The sequence below is a fragment of the Serratia sp. 2880STDY5682894 genome, assembly GCF_001537385.1.
In the GTDB taxonomy this organism is placed as follows: Bacteria; Pseudomonadota; Gammaproteobacteria; order Enterobacterales; family Enterobacteriaceae; genus Serratia; species Serratia nevei.
The window spans coordinates 469,052-484,852 of the sequence record NZ_FCJA01000002.1 but is presented as its reverse complement, the minus strand read 5'-3'; the positions used below and the strand labels follow the sequence as shown (position 1 = coordinate 484,852).

Below are 15,801 nucleotides of genomic sequence, written 5' to 3'. Positions count from 1 at the left end.
AAACTCCTTTGTGAGAAAAATTACTTCCCGGACAATTGATTTAACGAGGCCAGAGATTCCGGCAAAAGCTCCTCAACAATCGTCGCGAAGTCCATACCGATCATTTTTTGTGAACGTCGAATAAGAATGGGGGCCGGATGGCTGGGCTCATAGTTTTGGAAATAGTCCAAAACCTGGTCCAACAGCAAGATGACATCCTGCCGGGAACGGATATATTTGCCAGGCAGGGTGGCCGGCGCCTCCGCCGCTTCCGCGTCGGCCGGCGCAGCGCCGATCTCCTCCGGCAATTCCTGCTGTTCGAGAGAGAGTAATTGGCGGCTGAAGAGCGCTAAATAGTCGCGTACCTGGCGGCAGTCCAGCCGGTAATCTTCAGCCTGCAGGTTGGCGTAGTTTTCCACGCGCTCCAGGGCGTCGATTCCCTGCGACAGCTGTTCTTTTAATGACGGCATATTTCTGCCGGCAAAATAGCTGTCAGCCTGCCCCAACACCTTCACCACTTCCGAAAAATGCAGGCTTTTGCCTTCCTGCTCGTCCATTCGCATATTGAGCAGTTCATCGGTGGTTAACGGCGTATCGGGGAAGATCTTGCTGTTTTTGATTTCGTGCAGGCAGGACGAGGTGGCGAGCCAGCCTAACGCGGCCGCATGGAAGCTGTCCGTCGCCGGCTCCATATCGGCCTGAGGGAAAATGGTGCTTCCCTCTTCGGCATATTTGCCGTCGATAGTCGTGATGCCTTGATAGACAGCCGAAAAACCATCGATATGAAGGTTAGCGCGCATAAACCACAGCACGACATGTAAATCAAAGCACTGTTCAAGTAAGGCGGCGGATTGCTCGCGAATAGCATGCCAATTGATGTCGCGTGCATTATCCACTGCATTCAGCGGATCGGTTTGGCTGTCAAATTCCGATAACGTGAATTCAATTTCACTGTATCGAGGGTCAAATTCGACGCCGTTAACTGCTGTTGAGATGACTTCATTCATGGCCTGATATCCTTTTCATCAGCACTACAAACATAAAGCCTATAAAAATGGGCTTTTACATTCGCCAGTCTTTCCCAGAGTCCTTTTAGCGTAATTAGTCGTCACCAAGCCCGCAAATTGTTTAGATGTATTAATATTAACAACAATAATAGATTAAACCTATCAATAAAAACCCAGTGATCGGTTTAAACTATTTTACATTTACATATTTATTTTTTCATTTTAAAATCAACAAGTTATAAACAATAATTATGCAAGCTAATAATAGGAAAAAAATCAAAAAATGCCCTAAAAACAACGTTTCTCCGTTGGTAGGATAATTCCAATAAAACCTCAGAATACAAATAATTTAACAATCAAATGGTAACTATGGTAAATAGTGAAATTTTTTCATACAAGCATGACAGTCATTCGTTTCTTGCGATCGGGTAGCACGCAATGATCATGAGAACACGATGACAGTGTGACTTTCATTTCCAGCACTCAGTACTTACAAATGCGAAACCTGGTGTGAAAATAAACAATTTGGCGAGAGTTTTGATTATTAATTTTAAAGCTTAGGTTCTGAGTTAACATTCCGCCGTGGCGCACCTAACACGGTATTGGCACGCAAACAGCTGGGTTGATAAAGCACATTTTTTATAGTTAACCCAGGGTAATGATCAGATTAACTTAAGATTCATCCCCCATTCACCGACGTATTCTTTTACGCCAGGCCAGCACTGAGTCAGCATCTAAAAATCGCCGGGTTCGATAAAGTGGTATGAATAATATCATTTCACCTGCCGGCAAAATAACCACTTCAATCTTGTGACGGCGATAACCCCGTTATGACCAGCGATCCACTCCATGCTCAAGGGATGTTTTCCTAACTGATAAGACCACTAATTTGATACTAGCAAAGCCAAAACCAATATCAAGGGAAAATATTATTTTTTTAATAAAAAATTAACAAAATAATATACAATTATTAAACAATTCAATAACTTGAAAAATCAGTATTTCTATTATTTTTAGTCTGATAAAAATAGTTCACCAAAGTTTACAGCCGATCATAATGCCACTCATAAAATCAGTCGGAATCTCTTCACCGTTGAATTCACATCAAAAAACAAGGAAAAAATCGGAAATAAATGCAACGGGCAACATTCCTTCCCACAGGATCAACTTTCGCAAAACAAAATAAGCAAGATAATTCCCAATAAGATGGCGAAAAAGAACCGCTAATTAGTTAGCAGTACAAAATAAAAACAAGATTAACCCTATAGGGTTATATCACACGCGCGTCGTCGATTATTATTAAGGAAAAAAACCTTATTGATCTTTATGTTGCCGCCATCCTCACACGGTGCCGCCGCCGCGACTCCGGGGGTAAAAACAGACATAAAAAGAATGTGCAGCCGCATAACCAGGTAACGCGTGAAAACGGCCCAGAGACTTTTTTCACCCTACGTTCAGCCGGTGTGAGAATGTTATTGCGGGTGAAAAAGCGGAGCGCAACCTCACCTGCCGCCTTGAACGTGCGCTCCCTGAGAGAGCCGCCGCCTTTCAACTATCCCTCCACCTCACGCGAAAAGTCGGCGCGAAGCCCACCGTTTTACTGATCCAGGACATCTTTCGCATTCACCTGACTGGTACATTGATTGAAAATCATTCCTATTCAGGAGAAAAGGCCATGGTTAAATCACTGAATGCGGCATTCACTCGTCTTTTTGATCGCCCGGACGCCGGCAAGTTGGCGCTCAGATTGACCTTCGGCGGGCTGATGCTGTTTCACGGCGTAGCGAAAATTCAGCATGGCGTCGGCTGGATCGCCGGCGCGCTGCAGGAACAGGGGCTGCCCGCCTTCATCGCCTATGGCGTGTACGTGGGCGAGATCCTGGCGCCGATACTGATCATTTTGGGGCTGTTCACCCGCCCCGCCGCGCTGGTTTACGCCTTTACGCTGGTGGTGGCGTTTTTGATGGTGGGCACTGGCAAGGTGTTCACCGTTACCGACGTCGGCGCCTGGGGCATTGAAAACGAACTGGTGTTCTTTATGGGCGGGCTTGCCATCCTGCTGCTGGGCAGCGGCAAATACGCGATTGCGCGCAATGAAGCCTATCGGTAAGCGATACCATAATTAAGGAGGTTCCTGATTCGAACCTCCTTTGTGCGGAAACGACAATTAACTCTCGGCCAGGCGGTACACCGGGACCTTGCGCGTCGTGCCGGTCAGGGTGTCGAAGATCTCCGTTTCCGCCGTCACGATCGCCATGCCGGTTTTTCTTAGCCTGCGCACCTCGGCGGCAATACGCTGGATGCCGAACCAGAACAATCCGTCCAGCGCCGTTACCGGCAGCCCTTGCTCGAGCGCCAACCTGAGCCGCTCACGCGGCGCCTTGAGCGCCTTGGCGATTTCCCGGTATGGCAGCGCGTCCACGCCCGATGCCGCCCGGCGGTGAATGCGGGTCGACAGGCTGTACTGAAAGGCCTCCGGCACGCCGCTCAAATCGCTTTTCAGGCTGTAGACGCAGCCGAAACGCTTGCCGTTGAACACCACATTCTTCTGGCTGAGCGGCAGCTCCTCCCGTATTCCGGCGATCAGCTGCGGCGCCCGCACCAGCAATAACCGGAAAGGCAGTTCGAAACTGGTCACATAATCCACGTTGAGCAGCGCAATGCGCAGACGCTCCTCCGCTCCGGCCTGCGTCTCGCGGCACTCGTTCAGCACCTCGCTCCACTGGTGCGCAAGCCGCGGGGCCTCATCCAGCGGCGCGAAATGGTATTTCTCGATGTGATAGTCGATTTTCTCGTTCATGCCCATTAGCCCCCGCGTCAGTCATCATTGCCATCAGCAAATTACCTTACCTGCGGGCAACAGTACACTATCAGCGCGTTCACTGTGCAGAGGACAGCCGGGGCGAATCATCAAGCATGAGGGGAAAAAAGCCCAATATCGTGCTGGGTGAAAGCAATGTGCATCATGACGGCACGCCATGCGTCGATGGGACCACCAGCCCCGATTCCAGCTTGATGATGCGATCCGCCAGGTAGAAATAGCGATCGTCGTGAGTAATCGCGATGACCGTTTTGCCTTCGGCCTTCAGCATCGGCAAGAGTTCAAGATAAAACACCGCCTTAAACTCCGGATCCTGATCGGCGGCCCACTCATCAAACAGATAAACCGGGCGCTCTTCCAACCACGCCTGCAGTAAAGCCAGCCGTTTTCTCTGCCCTTGAGAGAGCGCGATTGTTGAAAAACGGCCGTGGGCAAAACTGACTTTATGGCTTAACTTCAGCAGGCGCAGCAGATGTTCGACCTGCTTTGGCGTGCGCTCAGTGACGAACGCCACATCGTCAAAAAGAAAGAAGTCGTTGAACACCACCGAAAAATGCCGACGGTATATTTCCAGAAGATCGTCGCTGACCGGCTCGCCGTTAAGCAAAATCGCGCCGTTATCGGGAGGATAAATTCCCACCAGCAGATTCGCCAACGTCGTCTTGCCGCTGCCATTGCCACCGACGATAAAAATGAGTTCACCGGGCGCAATGTGCATATTCAGCGGGCCAAGGGTGAAATGCTCCCCTTCTTCGTTCTGATATTGGTAACGGACATTATCCAACGCTAACGAAGCAAAAGGAGGGGGCGTAAAATGGCGCTGTGGAACTTCGGGCCTGAGTTGCGCGCGCAGCGACTGTACCCGCTGCATGGCCACCCGCGCACCGGCCAGGGTGGGCAGCGCGGATAACAGCCCTTCGACCGGCACAATCATATACAGAAACACCATGATATAGCCGGTAAGCGCCCGCTCGTCCAAAGCCAGCCCGTCGCGCAAGCTGAACAACACCAGGCCGATGAAAGCGAAAAACAACGCGCTTCCCCAACTGCTCGCCAAACCGTACAACACATAACCGCGGGTTCTCTCCCGGCGAACCGCGTCAATATTTTGCGCCAGTTCACCGCTGACGAATTGACGGCGACGCACCGCGTTAAGCCGAAACTCCCTCGCGCCGTCAAACAATTTTTTGCATTGCTGAATCAGCGTATCTTCCCGCTGACGCGATCGGCGCAACAAACGCATCGCGGGGCCGTGCGCGGCGCGGTAGCCCAAGCTGCCGCAGACAATCACCGCCAATGCCAGCGCCAGTACGCTCAATGACAGGCTGCCAAGGTAAATCAGGCAGCCAACGATAACGGCGCCGAAAATCAGCAGATTGGGCAGGTTGACGAAAAACACCACCAGCGTATCGAGATCCTGTGTCAGCACGGACAGCGTTCTTGCCATTCCCGCTTTCTCCAACAGCAGCCAGCGCGTTTCGCTGACGTCTTGCACCAGTTCGCTGCGCAAGCGCGCCTTCACCTTTTGTCCCAGCGCCATAAACGTGGTTTGAGAAACCACGCGCGCCGCCAGCATCAACAGCGTCAGTAACGCAAAATCGCCTCCCGGACTCAGCCATGAAGCCTCATTGGATTGCGTCAGACCGTGATTGATCATCGCCAGCAAAGAGGCATTGCACAGCCCGCTGACGACACCGGCGACCACGGCGAGCAGTAGCCAACCGCGCACCATACGAAACAACATCATTAATACCGACATGCAAATTCCTTGCTCATACTCACACTTTTTATGGTTTTGACCGGGATGTCTTATTACGAATTAACGGCCATACCAGCAGGGGGACGCCGATCAGCGACGCCACCAACCCGACCGGCAGCTGGCGCGGGTAGAGCGCATTGCGCCCCAGCCAGTCGGCAACGGTCATGATGGCGGATGACAACAGCGCGGCGGTATAGAGCTGCATCAGCGGCCCTTTCGCGCCCATCTTGCGCGCCAGATGCGGCCCCAGCAGGCCGATGAAAGACACCGGGCCGACCAGCAACGTCGCCAGCCCGGTCATGACTGCCGCCATCGCCAACACGCTGAAACGTGCGCGCGACAATGGCACACCGAGCGCGCCTGCGACGTTGCCCATCGGCAACAGCACCAACCAGCGGCGGAACAGCGGCATCAGCGCCAGGAGAACCAGCGTGATGACAAACACACCTTGGGCCAACGACGCGCCGACGTAATAGGTACTGCCCGTCATCAGCGGCAACAACACCGCACTTGCGGCAAGATTGTTGAGCATCACGATGCTGACCGCGGCCTGGCATAGTGCATTCAGCGCCAAACCATTGAGCAATACCCGCTGCGGATTAAAGTCGCTTCGACGGCTGTTCCACAACGTCAGCAACAGGCTTATCAGCGCGCCCCCCAGGCTACTCGCCAGCAGCCAGCCACTGCCGCCAGCGGGAAGCAAAAACACGAAGGCCGTAACCCCCATGGCCGCGCCACCGCCGATACCCAGCACTTCCGGGCTGGCGAGCGGGTTCCCGCTCACCCGCTGCATCAACACGCCGGCCCCCGCCAGCAGCGCACCGGCGCTCACCGCCGCCAGCAGTCGTGGCAATCGCAATGGCAGCAGGTTCGCCAGCTCCCCTCTTTCCGCCCAGTGCCAATGCTGCAATCCATGGCCGAAACATAAAGAGACCACGATCCCCGCAGCCAGAATGCCGGCCGACAACCAGATGAACCGTCGTTGATGCGAGGTCTGCGACACCGGCAACGGCGGCGCAAGATCGATGCTTTGCTGCCGTGCAAAACGCGCCAACAGCATCAGCAACGGGCCGCCGGTAAGGGCGGTCAGCATGCCGACGGGCAGCAGCTGGCCGCTCTCCAGCGACACGCGAGAGACGCAAAGATCGGTCAGCCACAGCAGGCCCGCTCCGATGAGCGCCGTATGCAGCACCATTTGCCGGGATGTTCGCGCGCCGCCAAAGCGCGCCAGATGGGGCGCTGCGAGCCCCAAAAAACCGATGACGCCGACGGCGTTAATGATGAGTGCGCTCATGGTCAGCGCCAGCAGCACCGCGGCGGCGCGGATGCGCACCGGCGATGCACCGAGGCTGCTGACCACGGTTTCCGGCAGTTGCAGCAGTTCAAGCGGGCGCAGCAAGAACAACAGGCCCACTACGCAGACCGCGAGCCACGGCAACATCCGCAGCAGAATTTGCCCGTTTTCCACCGCCAGCGAACCGCCTCCCCACATCAGTACCTGAAGTAAAAAGCGATCGTTGATAATGGCGATCAGCAAAGTCAGTGCCCCGCACCACAAATTGATCATGATGCCCGCCTGCACCATCGCCAGCGGCGACATGCGCTGACGCCAGCTGAGCGCCAGCACGCACGCGAGCGCCGCAATCTCACCGACAATCACCACGGCGGTGCGCGCGCCGACCAGCAGCGACGGCAGCCACAACGATGCCAGCCCCATCGCCAACGTCGCTCCGGCGGTCATGCCGAGCGTCATCGGCTCCGCCAAGGGATTGCGCAGCGCACGCTGCATCAACCAGCCGCACAGTCCCAGCGTAGCGCCCCCCACCATCGCCATACCCTGACGCGGCAACCACATGCTATGCAGGATAATGGCCGCCGGATCGAGATTATGCTCGGAGAACAACGCGACAATGCCGCCCTGCCGATGAATATCGGTCAGCGCCAACGGCAACGACGTCAGCCACAACGCGGCGATGACCCCCCAGGAAAGACGGCGGGAAAAAGATTCATGCATCACGCCACCTCATCATCATCCCGGTAAAAATATCGGCAAAGCGCCCAGCGGTTATCAGGGCGCCGGCATCGCTGATGTTTTCTTCTATCAGGTTCAGGTTGTGCGCTGCGGTCAGCGGCAGACGTTGCCACAGCGGGCTTTGGCGCCATTGAGACACCGACTCCCGCTGATCGTCAGGCGTCAACAGCATCAGCCGCGCATTCAGATCGGCAATGCGGGTCAGCTCCACCAGCACGCTGCCTTCCGCTCCCGCGCCGCCATGCCATCCGTTGCGCAGCCCGCAGGCGGCCAATACGTCGCCGGGAAGACTGCCTGCGGTGTAGACCCGCAGGTGCAGCGCATCTACCGGGGCGGCGAGCAGCGCCGGACGTTCAACCTGCCGCGCCAGCAGCGAGGCGCGGCTCAGCTTGCCGTTCAGGCTGGCCAATATCTGCGCGGCCTGAGGCTGCCGCTGAAGCCGTTCGCCCAATTGCCGGGCGGCGCTGATGAGTTCCGCCAGCCCATGAGTCGGCAGCGCGATCGTCGGCGCGATGCGTTCAAGCGCCGGCTTCAGCAACGCATGCTGCGGCGTGATGACAATCGCGTCCGGCCGCAGTGCGTACAGCGTTTCCAGATTGGGCTGAAACAGCAGGCCAAGATCCAACGCCGAAGCAGGCAGCGCAGGCGTCGGGATCAGCTTGCGATACCAATCCGGCGCCGAGACGCCCGCCGGAGTCACCCCCAGCGCCAACAGAATTTCCGTCAGTCCCCAATCCAACACGGCCAGCTTTTGCGGCGGCCGGCCGGCGTCAGCCCGCGCGTAAAGCGGGGCCAACAGGAGAGCGGTCAACAACCTGCGTCGCGACAGCATCGGTCACCACTTATAGCTGAGGGTCGCGATGTACTGGCGTTTCAGCGCATACTCGCAGCCATTGTTGGAGCAGGAAGCCAGATAGGTTTTGTTGCCGAGATTGGCGGCATTCAGCGCCAGCTGCCATTGGCGCCACTGATAGCCGACGCGCGCATCGTAGACCGTGGCCGCCGGCACCTTCAGGCCGTTGTCCGTGGTGGCGTAGCTGGTGCCGACATAGCGCACGCCGCCGCCCAGCGTCACACCGTCAAGCGCGCCGTCAAAGGCATACTGGCTCCAGAGCTTGGCGGTATTGCGCGCAATGCCCACCGGACGCTTGCCCTGCGTATCGTCGTTGGCACTCAGCACTTTCGGATCGGTCAGGTTGTACGATGCCAGCACCGACCACGCCGGCGTGATATTGATGCGGCCATCAAGCTCAACTCCGCGCGAGCGCACTTCGCCGGTCTGCACGCTGAAGTTCGGGTGATCGGGATCGGCGGTCGCCACGTTGGTTTCCCGCAGGTCGTACAACGCCAGGGTAAACAAGGCATCCAGCCCGACCGGATCGTATTTCAACCCCACTTCCGTCTGCTTGCCTTCGGTCGGTTTAAAGGCGTGGCCGTAAAAGTCATTGCTGCTGCTCGGCACAAACGAAGTGGAATAGCTGATGTAAGGCGCCAATCCGTTATCGAAGTGGTACAGCAGTCCGGCGCGCCCGTTCGTTGCATAGTCATTGCGCTCGGTACGAGCGTCGTTCAGCAGATCGATACTTTTGGTTTTCGCCGCGTCGTAACGGCCGGCCAGGTTCAGGATCCAGCTCCCCAGTTCGAGTTGGTCCTGGAGATAGAGCCCGGTTTGATCGAGCGTATTGTGCGTACTGCTATCGAGCGGCGGTATGGCCACCGGCACGCTATAGTCCGGGTTGAGGAAGTTAATCGGGCTGGCGTCGCCGTAGCCCGACTGGCTGCGCACCGAGGTATGCATCCGGTCGATCCCGGTCAGCAGCGTATGTTTCACCCGACCGGTATCAAAGTGGAATTCAGCCTGGTTATCCACCGCGAAGTTGGTCATGCTCTCCTTCAGGTTCATCGAATAGCGATCGATGAGCGGCGCATCCGCATGCACACCCCATGGATAGACCATCAGATAGTCGCCGGTGCTGCTGAGGTAACGCAGATTCTGGCGGAAAGTCACCGTATCGTTGAAATCGTGCCGGAACTGGTAACCGATGCTGCCCTGCTGGCGTTCGTACTTGTCGAAGCCCGGCTGGCCGCCATAAAAACGGGTCGAGATGTGGCCGTACGGGTTGGGCGTCAAGGTGCCGGAAAGCGGCATCTGGTTGTAAAATCCGCTGTCCGGATCTTTGCGCAGCTGCGAAATAATCGTCAGGCTGGTGTGCGCATCCGGCTGCCACGTCAGCGACGGCGCGATGTCATAATGCTGATAGCGGGTATGATCGACCTGGGTTTCGGTATCAAAAAAGGTCCCCGCCACGCGCCCCAACAGCGTGCCGTTATCGTTCAGCGGCCCGGTAGCGTCTATGCCGGCGCCAAACTGGTTTTCGTTGCCCGCGCTGACATACACCTCACCGGACGGGGACGCCTGCGGCGTTTTGCTGACCAGGTTGACGATCCCGCCGGGATTCGCCTGGCCATACAGTACCGAGGAAGGGCCTTTGACCACTTCGATGCGCGACAGCAGGAACGGATCCCACGCCGGACGGCTCCACCACGCTTCGCGCGGCAGCCGCAGGCCATCAAGGTATTCGTCGGCTTCAAAACCGCGCACGATGATGGTGTCGAAACGGGTATCCGGCCCGGCGCTCTCCGAGTTGACGCCGGAAACATAGCGCAGCGCCTGCGGGACGTTTTTCGCCGCTTGCGCGTCAATCTCTGCTTGCGTCACCACAGAGATGCTCTGTGAAGTGCGGCTAATCGGCTGGTTTGACTTCGTCGCGGAGGCGGCGCCGTGCGCCACCAGCGTGCTCTCGTCATCCTGATCCTGAGACGCCGCCGCGCTCACCACCAGCGTCTCTTCTTTTGTGGTATTCTGCCCGCCATCCGCGGTAAAGGCTTGCCCGCTATAGCCTGCGATTATCGTATATACCAGCACTTTCAACGGTTTTTCCCTGAAAAATTTGCCCATCTGTCTCTTCGCCTTTCCGACTGTTAGTAGAATTTGATGGAAATGATAATTATTCAACTTTAAAAGAGAAGCCCGTTCATGGCAGAATGGCGCTACCGACAGTCAGGATGTCGCCAGACGGACAAACGTTGTCCGTTATCGCAGCAATAGGCACAAATGGTGAGAACCGGACAGAGGCAGGTAAACATGACATCCCATCACGGTATTGAAGGCCTGCGTCAACTGCGCTACAGCCCCGGCAGCCAAGAGCCCGTTCATCAGCATGAGCAGGGGCAGCTGATTTTGCCGCTGCGCGGCGTGGCGAAAATCGCCACCGCGCAGCATATCTGGCTGCTCTCGCCGGGCCGCGCCATTTGGCTCCCCAGCGGCACACCGCACGGTTTGGAAGCCATCAATGACGTCGTGACGCACAACATCTATTTTACGCCGCCCTTTTCTCGTCGCTATGGCGCACGCCCCCAGGGGTTGAGCGCCACTCCCCTGCTACATCCCCTGATTGCCGCCGGGCTTGAAAACGCCATTTCCGCCGAACGGCTTACGCTCATTCAAAATCTGCTGAGCGATGAGTTTCAACGCATGCAGACAGGCCAACTGTGTCACGTGACCCTGCCGAGCGACCGGCGCCTGCGCCAGGTATGCGATGCTTTGTGCCGCGAATTGGGCCATGGCGAAACGCTCGCCTGGTGGGGGAAAAAGGTCGGCGCCAGCGAACGCACCCTGGCGAGGCTGTTTCGCGAAGAGACCGCGCTGAGCTTTTCCGAATGGCGCCAGCAAATTCGCCTGCTGGAGGCGGTATGCAATCTGGCGCGCGGCGTAGCCGTGGGTCAACTGGCCCACGAACTGGGTTACGCCAGCCCTAGCGCGTTCATCGCCATGTTTCGCAAAAAACTGGGCGTATCGCCGCAACGCTATATTCACAGCGCGCTGGAAGCGTGAAAGTCGGGCAAGCTTCAGATGACGGAATGCCAATATGGCGCGCGAATACACGCTGAAAATCAACGGCAGGCAGTGGATTGTCGTTCAGTGATTTGGCGCCAGGCCAGCGCTATCTGTGATGGGGATCGTTGAAAGATTTATTCGTAAGTGATTGAATAGTGGCGGAGAGAGGGGGATTTGAACCCCCGGTAGAGTTGCCCCTACTCCAGTTTTCGAGACTGGTCCGTTCAGCCGCTCCGGCATCTCTCCTAACAACGCTTGCTATCATGCCCGCTTTTACGGCATTTTTACAGCATTAGCATACCGCTGAACGTTCAAGTGATGAGTTTACGAGCAACCTGATGATTAAATGGCCGTGGAAAGCGACTCAACCCTCTCAACCCCAGGCAGACACTCAGGCCCAGTGGCAGGACGCGTTGGCGATCCCGCTGCTCTCGCCGCTGAATGAGCAGGAGCAGCAGCGGCTGGTGGCCGTTGCCGGGCAGATCTTGCAGCAAAAGCGCATCGTGCCGCTGCAAGGGCTGCAGCTCACCTCGCAAATGCAGGCGCGCATCGCCTTGCTGTTCGCCCTGCCGGTGCTGGAACTCGGCGCGGAGTGCCTCGACGGCTTCAACGAAATTCTGCTCTATCCCACTCCGTTCGTGGTGGAAGACGAATGGCAGGACGAAATTGGCCTGGTGCACTCGGGGCCGGTGGTGCAGTCCGGCCAAAGCTGGGAACAGGGGCCGATCGTGCTCAACTGGCAAGACGTGCAGGACTCTTTCGATCTTTCTGGTTTCAATCTGGTGATCCACGAAGCAGTGCACAAACTGGATATGCGCAACGGCGGCGTCGCTACCGGCGTGCCGCCGATCCCGCTGCGCGAGGTGGCCGCCTGGGAGCACGATCTGCACGCCGCGATGGAAAGCCTGCAGGACGAGATAGACATGGTCGGTGAAGAGGCCGCCAGCATGGATGCCTACGCCGCCACCGATGCGGCCGAGTGCTTCGCCGTGCTGTCGGAGTATTTCTTCAGCGCCCCCGAGCTGCTGGCCGAACGCTTCCCGGCGCTGTATCAGCACTTTTGCCGCTTCTACCGCCAGGATCCGCTGGCGCGCCTGCTGCGCAGCCAGGCGGAGAACGACGCGCAATGGGCTGATTGATGGACGCATTGCTCAGATACCGAGCAGTCGCACCACTCAAGGCAATTTAGCGTTGACACACCCGGGGCCGCTGGATATCATGCGCCCCGTTCACACGATTCCTCTGTAGTTCAGTCGGTAGAACGGCGGACTGTTAATCCGTATGTCACTGGTTCGAGTCCAGTCAGAGGAGCCATATTTAGAGAAGCCCGCTTAAGGAAACTTAAGCGGGCTTTTTGCTATGGGGCATTTACAGCCCGCGCTTTTCCATCAGCAGCGCCAGATCGACCAACCGATTGGAGAACCCCCATTCGTTGTCATACCAGGCGAGCACTTTCACCAGGTTGCCGCCGATGACCAGCGTAGACAAACCATCGATAATCGATGAACGCGCGTCGCCCCGATAGTCGCTCGACACCAGCGGTTCATCGCTGTACCCCAAAATTCCTTTCAGCGGGCCGGACGCCGCCGCCGCGCGGAAAGCGGCGTTGATTTCCTCCACCGTCGCCGGGCGTTTCAGCGTCACCGTCAGATCGACGATCGAGACGACCGGCACCGGCACCCGCAGCGAGTAACCGGTCAGGCGGCCGTCGAGATCCGGGATCACCTTGCCGAGCGCCTTGGCCGCGCCGCTGGAGTAAGGCACGATAGACTCTGCCGCCGCCCGCGCGCCGCGCAGATCTTTTTCCGGCTGATCGTGCAGCGCCTGGCTGTTGGTATAGGCGTGGGTGGTGTTCATCAGCCCGTATTCGATGCCGAACGCCTGATGCAGCACCTGCGCGGCGGGTGCCAGCCCGTTGGTGGTGCAGCTGCCGTTGCTGACCACTTTATGCAGCGCCGGATCGTAGAGCTGGTCGTTAACCCCTATGACGATAGTGATATCGTCGTTCTTGGCCGGCGCCGAGATAATCACCCGCTTGGCGCCGCCGTGCGTGATGTGCACTTCCGCCTTGGCTTTATCGGTAAAGAAGCCTGTCGCTTCGATCACCACGTCCACGCCCACGCTGCTCCACGGGATCTCGGCGGGATCGCGCTGCGAAAACACCTGAATCGGCCGGCCGTCCAGCAGCAGCTGGTTGTCGCCGGCTTCCACCCTGGCCGCCAGCGTGCCGGAAAGCGTGTCGTATTTCAGCAGATGCGCCAGCGTCTTGCTGTCCGTCAGATCGTTGATCGCCACCACTTCAAAATCGCTGCGCCCCAGCGCCGCGCGCAGCACGTTGCGCCCGATCCTGCCGAAGCCGTTGATGCCTACTTTCACCATGATGCTCTCCTCGTTTTGGGCTTTGCCTCAAATCTAGCCCTGCCACGAGGCGGCGTAAATGACGTTTACCGATCAATTTACGCCAAATTGCGCGCGTGGAAGCGTTCGCGGTATTCGCTCGGGGTCAGCTGCAGTTTGCGCTCAAACACCCGCCGCAGGTTAAGGCCGTTGCCGAAACCGGTGGCCAGCGCGATCTGTTCGATGCCCTCCGCACTCTGCTCGAGGCGCTGCCTGGCGGTATGCAACCGCCCTTCTTCGACGAATTTGGCGGGAGAAATGCCCGTCTCGCGGGTGAACACCCGGGTAAAGTTGCGCGGGCTCATCGCCACGCGTTCGGCCAACCGATCGACGCTGAGATCGTCGGCGAGGTTTTCCAGGATCCAGGACTGCAGGTCGCGGATCGGGCCCGGCGATTTGGCCTGGTTGAGCGGGTAGCGGCTGAACTGCGCCTGCCCGCCGGGGCGGCGCAGAAACATCACCAGATCCTGCGCCACTTCGCGCGCCTGCACGAAGCCGTAGTCGTCCTCCACCAGCGCCAACGTCAGGTCGAAGCCGGAGCTGACGCCGCCGGAGGTCCAAATCGGACCGTCCTGCACGTAGATCGGGCCGTTCTCGACCTGCACCCGCGGGAAGCGCGCCTGCAGCGTTTCCGCCAGCCGCCAGTGAGTGGTCGCCCGCCGCCCGTCCAGCAATCCGGCCTCGGCCAGCAGCAGAGCCCCGCCGCAAACGGAAGCAATACGGCGCGCCTGCGGGGCCGCGCGGCGCAGCCAATCCGCCACCAGGGCGCCCTCTTCTTCGGTCGCCCCCTTGCCGGCAACAATGACGGTATCGCGCGGCAGGGCCGGATCGAGATCCGCCAGGCGATGGTCGGCCAACAGGCCCAGCCCGGACAGGCCGTGTACCACCCGATGGGATTGCGTGGTGGCGACCGCGATCTGATACAGCGGCGCTTCGGCAGGGCTCAGACGGTTAGCCTGCATCAGGATATCGGCGATACCCGCCGCTTCGAACAGCATGCCCCCTTCAGGGACGATAATCAGGAATGTATGCATGGCGATAATAAGAAGAACGAGCAAAACAGGTCAGACAGCCACTGTATAAGAAAAGCCTCGCCGGTTCACCCTGCGGGCATAAAAAAGCCCGCAGGCAAGCGCCGACGGGCCAACAAAGCACTGCCCTCAAGCCTGCGGCAGGTTCACCCCGCCGGCGCGCGCCAACTGCGCCAGCAGCGCCGTTTGAAACGCCTCGTCGTGTACCGCCGCGTGGGGATCGAACCGTTGCTGATGGTGCCAATAGCCGCCGGACGCCAGGGCCTGCGGCTCATCGCTGGTCACCAACCACGCCTGCGTCACATGCCCCAGCGCCAGATCGTCGGGCGCATCCGCGCCGCCCATTTTGGTCGGCACCCAGCCGGGATCGACCGCGCTGCTGATCACGTCAGGCCACAGGCGCGCCACGGCGGCGGCCAGCGCGGTGACGAACAGCTTGCTGTCCGAATAGGAGCCCGCAGCGCCGCCGAGCCAGTCTACGCCGTTCAGTTCCGGCGCTCCGTCAAAGTGCATGCTGCTGCTCAGGTAGACGATGCGCTTGGGGCGTTCGATCAGGGCCGTCAGCAGGTAAGGCGCAATCACGTTCACCGGCATCACCTGCGGCCCGGTAAACATACCGGCGTTGTGGATCACCGCGTCCGGGCGGCCGAGGCGATTGACCTGCTCGGCAAGCTGCCGGATCTGCTGCACATCGGACAGATCGCCGATCGCCGCCTGCGCACCGCGATCCAGCAGATCGCGCACCGCGTCCAAACGGCCGGGCTCACGCGCATGCAAAATCACCTGATGCCCTTCGTCCAACAGCGTTTGCGCGGCGGCGCGGCCCAGCCCGTCTACCGAACCGGTAATGAAAATGCGTGACATGTCACTCCTCCGT

General features: G+C 58.2%; 12 protein-coding genes and 2 tRNA genes. 4 read left to right on the top strand and 10 right to left on the bottom strand.

Annotation, left to right across the window (positions count from 1 at the left end):
- Positions 1-20: 20 nt before the first annotated feature.
- Positions 21-986, bottom strand: a complete 966-nt coding sequence (locus AWX27_RS07050; RefSeq protein ID WP_060420436.1) for a type VI secretion system protein TssA — start codon at positions 984-986, stop codon at positions 21-23.
- A gap of 1,675 nt (positions 987-2,661) precedes the next feature.
- On the opposite strand from AWX27_RS07050, the gene AWX27_RS07045 reads away from it, so the two are divergent.
- Positions 2,662-3,096: a DoxX family protein gene (locus tag AWX27_RS07045; RefSeq protein ID WP_060420434.1), complete on the top strand. Its 435-nt coding sequence runs from the start codon at positions 2,662-2,664 to the stop codon at positions 3,094-3,096.
- Positions 3,097-3,153: 57 nt separating this feature from the next.
- On the opposite strand, the gene AWX27_RS07040 is transcribed toward AWX27_RS07045, so the two are convergent.
- The 5 genes from AWX27_RS07040 to AWX27_RS07020 form a co-directional block, all read right to left on the bottom strand.
- The gene (locus AWX27_RS07040; protein ID WP_038872328.1) at positions 3,154-3,786 is read right to left on the bottom strand and encodes an ECs1377 family protein; all 633 of its coding nucleotides are present in this window, start codon (positions 3,784-3,786) and stop codon (positions 3,154-3,156) included.
- Positions 3,787-3,949: 163 nt separating this feature from the next.
- Positions 3,950-5,551 (bottom strand): cyclic peptide export ABC transporter, encoded by a 1,602-nt coding sequence (locus AWX27_RS07035; protein WP_225529042.1) that lies wholly within the window; start codon positions 5,549-5,551, stop codon positions 3,950-3,952.
- A 43-nt stretch (positions 5,552-5,594) separates the two neighbouring features.
- Positions 5,595-7,580 (bottom strand): Fe(3+)-hydroxamate ABC transporter permease FhuB, encoded by a 1,986-nt coding sequence (gene fhuB / locus AWX27_RS07030; RefSeq protein WP_060420430.1) that lies wholly within the window; start codon positions 7,578-7,580, stop codon positions 5,595-5,597.
- Positions 7,573-8,412, bottom strand: coding sequence for an iron-siderophore ABC transporter substrate-binding protein (locus AWX27_RS07025; RefSeq protein WP_230200944.1), 840 nt, complete (start codon positions 8,410-8,412; stop codon positions 7,573-7,575). Before AWX27_RS07025 ends, fhuB begins: the two co-directional genes overlap by 8 nt.
- A 21-nt stretch (positions 8,413-8,433) precedes the next feature.
- Positions 8,434-10,524, bottom strand: coding sequence for a TonB-dependent siderophore receptor (locus AWX27_RS07020; protein ID WP_230200955.1), 2,091 nt, complete (start codon positions 10,522-10,524; stop codon positions 8,434-8,436).
- A gap of 219 nt (positions 10,525-10,743) precedes the next feature.
- Here AWX27_RS07020 and AWX27_RS07015 point away from each other — a divergent pair, with 219 nt between their 5' ends.
- Entirely contained in the window at positions 10,744-11,493 is a 750-nt protein-coding gene (locus AWX27_RS07015; RefSeq protein WP_049240784.1) for an AraC family transcriptional regulator, read from the top strand.
- A 159-nt stretch (positions 11,494-11,652) separates the two neighbouring features.
- Here the strand turns inward: AWX27_RS07015 and AWX27_RS07010 are convergent.
- Positions 11,653-11,742, bottom strand: a tRNA-Ser gene (locus AWX27_RS07010).
- A gap of 92 nt (positions 11,743-11,834) precedes the next feature.
- On the opposite strand from AWX27_RS07010, the gene mtfA reads away from it, so the two are divergent.
- Both mtfA and AWX27_RS07000 read left to right on the top strand, forming a co-directional pair.
- Positions 11,835-12,635, top strand: a complete 801-nt coding sequence (gene mtfA, locus AWX27_RS07005; RefSeq protein ID WP_038872331.1) for a DgsA anti-repressor MtfA — start codon at positions 11,835-11,837, stop codon at positions 12,633-12,635.
- A gap of 99 nt (positions 12,636-12,734) precedes the next feature.
- Positions 12,735-12,810: transfer RNA gene (locus AWX27_RS07000), tRNA-Asn, on the top strand.
- Positions 12,811-12,864: 54 nt separating this feature from the next.
- On the opposite strand, the gene gap is transcribed toward AWX27_RS07000, so the two are convergent.
- From gap to AWX27_RS06985, 3 genes are all read right to left on the bottom strand, one after another.
- Complete coding sequence (gene gap, locus AWX27_RS06995) at positions 12,865-13,875, bottom strand: type I glyceraldehyde-3-phosphate dehydrogenase (protein WP_060420426.1); 1,011 nt, start codon at positions 13,873-13,875, stop codon at positions 12,865-12,867.
- Positions 13,876-13,952: 77 nt separating this feature from the next.
- Positions 13,953-14,927: a GlxA family transcriptional regulator gene (locus AWX27_RS06990; protein WP_060420876.1), complete on the bottom strand. Its 975-nt coding sequence runs from the start codon at positions 14,925-14,927 to the stop codon at positions 13,953-13,955.
- A gap of 126 nt (positions 14,928-15,053) precedes the next feature.
- Positions 15,054-15,788, bottom strand: a complete 735-nt coding sequence (locus AWX27_RS06985) for an SDR family NAD(P)-dependent oxidoreductase (RefSeq protein ID WP_060420424.1) — start codon at positions 15,786-15,788, stop codon at positions 15,054-15,056.
- Between the last annotated feature and the right edge of the window lie 13 nt (positions 15,789-15,801).

What these genes read in the sequence shown, in the direction of transcription:
- AWX27_RS07050 (WP_060420436.1), bottom strand. Translation starts at nt 986, where the DNA reads ATGAATGAAGTCATCTCAACAGCAGTTAACGGCGTCGAATTTGACCCT.
- AWX27_RS07045 (WP_060420434.1), top strand. Translation starts at nt 2,662, where the DNA reads ATGGTTAAATCACTGAATGCGGCATTCACTCGTCTTTTTGATCGCCCG.
- AWX27_RS07040 (WP_038872328.1), bottom strand. Translation starts at nt 3,786, where the DNA reads ATGAACGAGAAAATCGACTATCACATCGAGAAATACCATTTCGCGCCG.
- AWX27_RS07035 (WP_225529042.1), bottom strand. Translation starts at nt 5,551, where the DNA reads ATGTTGTTTCGTATGGTGCGCGGTTGGCTACTGCTCGCCGTGGTCGCC.
- fhuB (WP_060420430.1), bottom strand. Translation starts at nt 7,580, where the DNA reads ATGCATGAATCTTTTTCCCGCCGTCTTTCCTGGGGGGTCATCGCCGCG.
- AWX27_RS07015 (WP_049240784.1), top strand. Translation starts at nt 10,744, where the DNA reads ATGACATCCCATCACGGTATTGAAGGCCTGCGTCAACTGCGCTACAGC.
- mtfA (WP_038872331.1), top strand. Translation starts at nt 11,835, where the DNA reads ATGATTAAATGGCCGTGGAAAGCGACTCAACCCTCTCAACCCCAGGCA.
- gap (WP_060420426.1), bottom strand. Translation starts at nt 13,875, where the DNA reads ATGGTGAAAGTAGGCATCAACGGCTTCGGCAGGATCGGGCGCAACGTG.
- AWX27_RS06990 (WP_060420876.1), bottom strand. Translation starts at nt 14,927, where the DNA reads ATGCATACATTCCTGATTATCGTCCCTGAAGGGGGCATGCTGTTCGAA.
- AWX27_RS06985 (WP_060420424.1), bottom strand. Translation starts at nt 15,788, where the DNA reads ATGTCACGCATTTTCATTACCGGTTCGGTAGACGGGCTGGGCCGCGCC.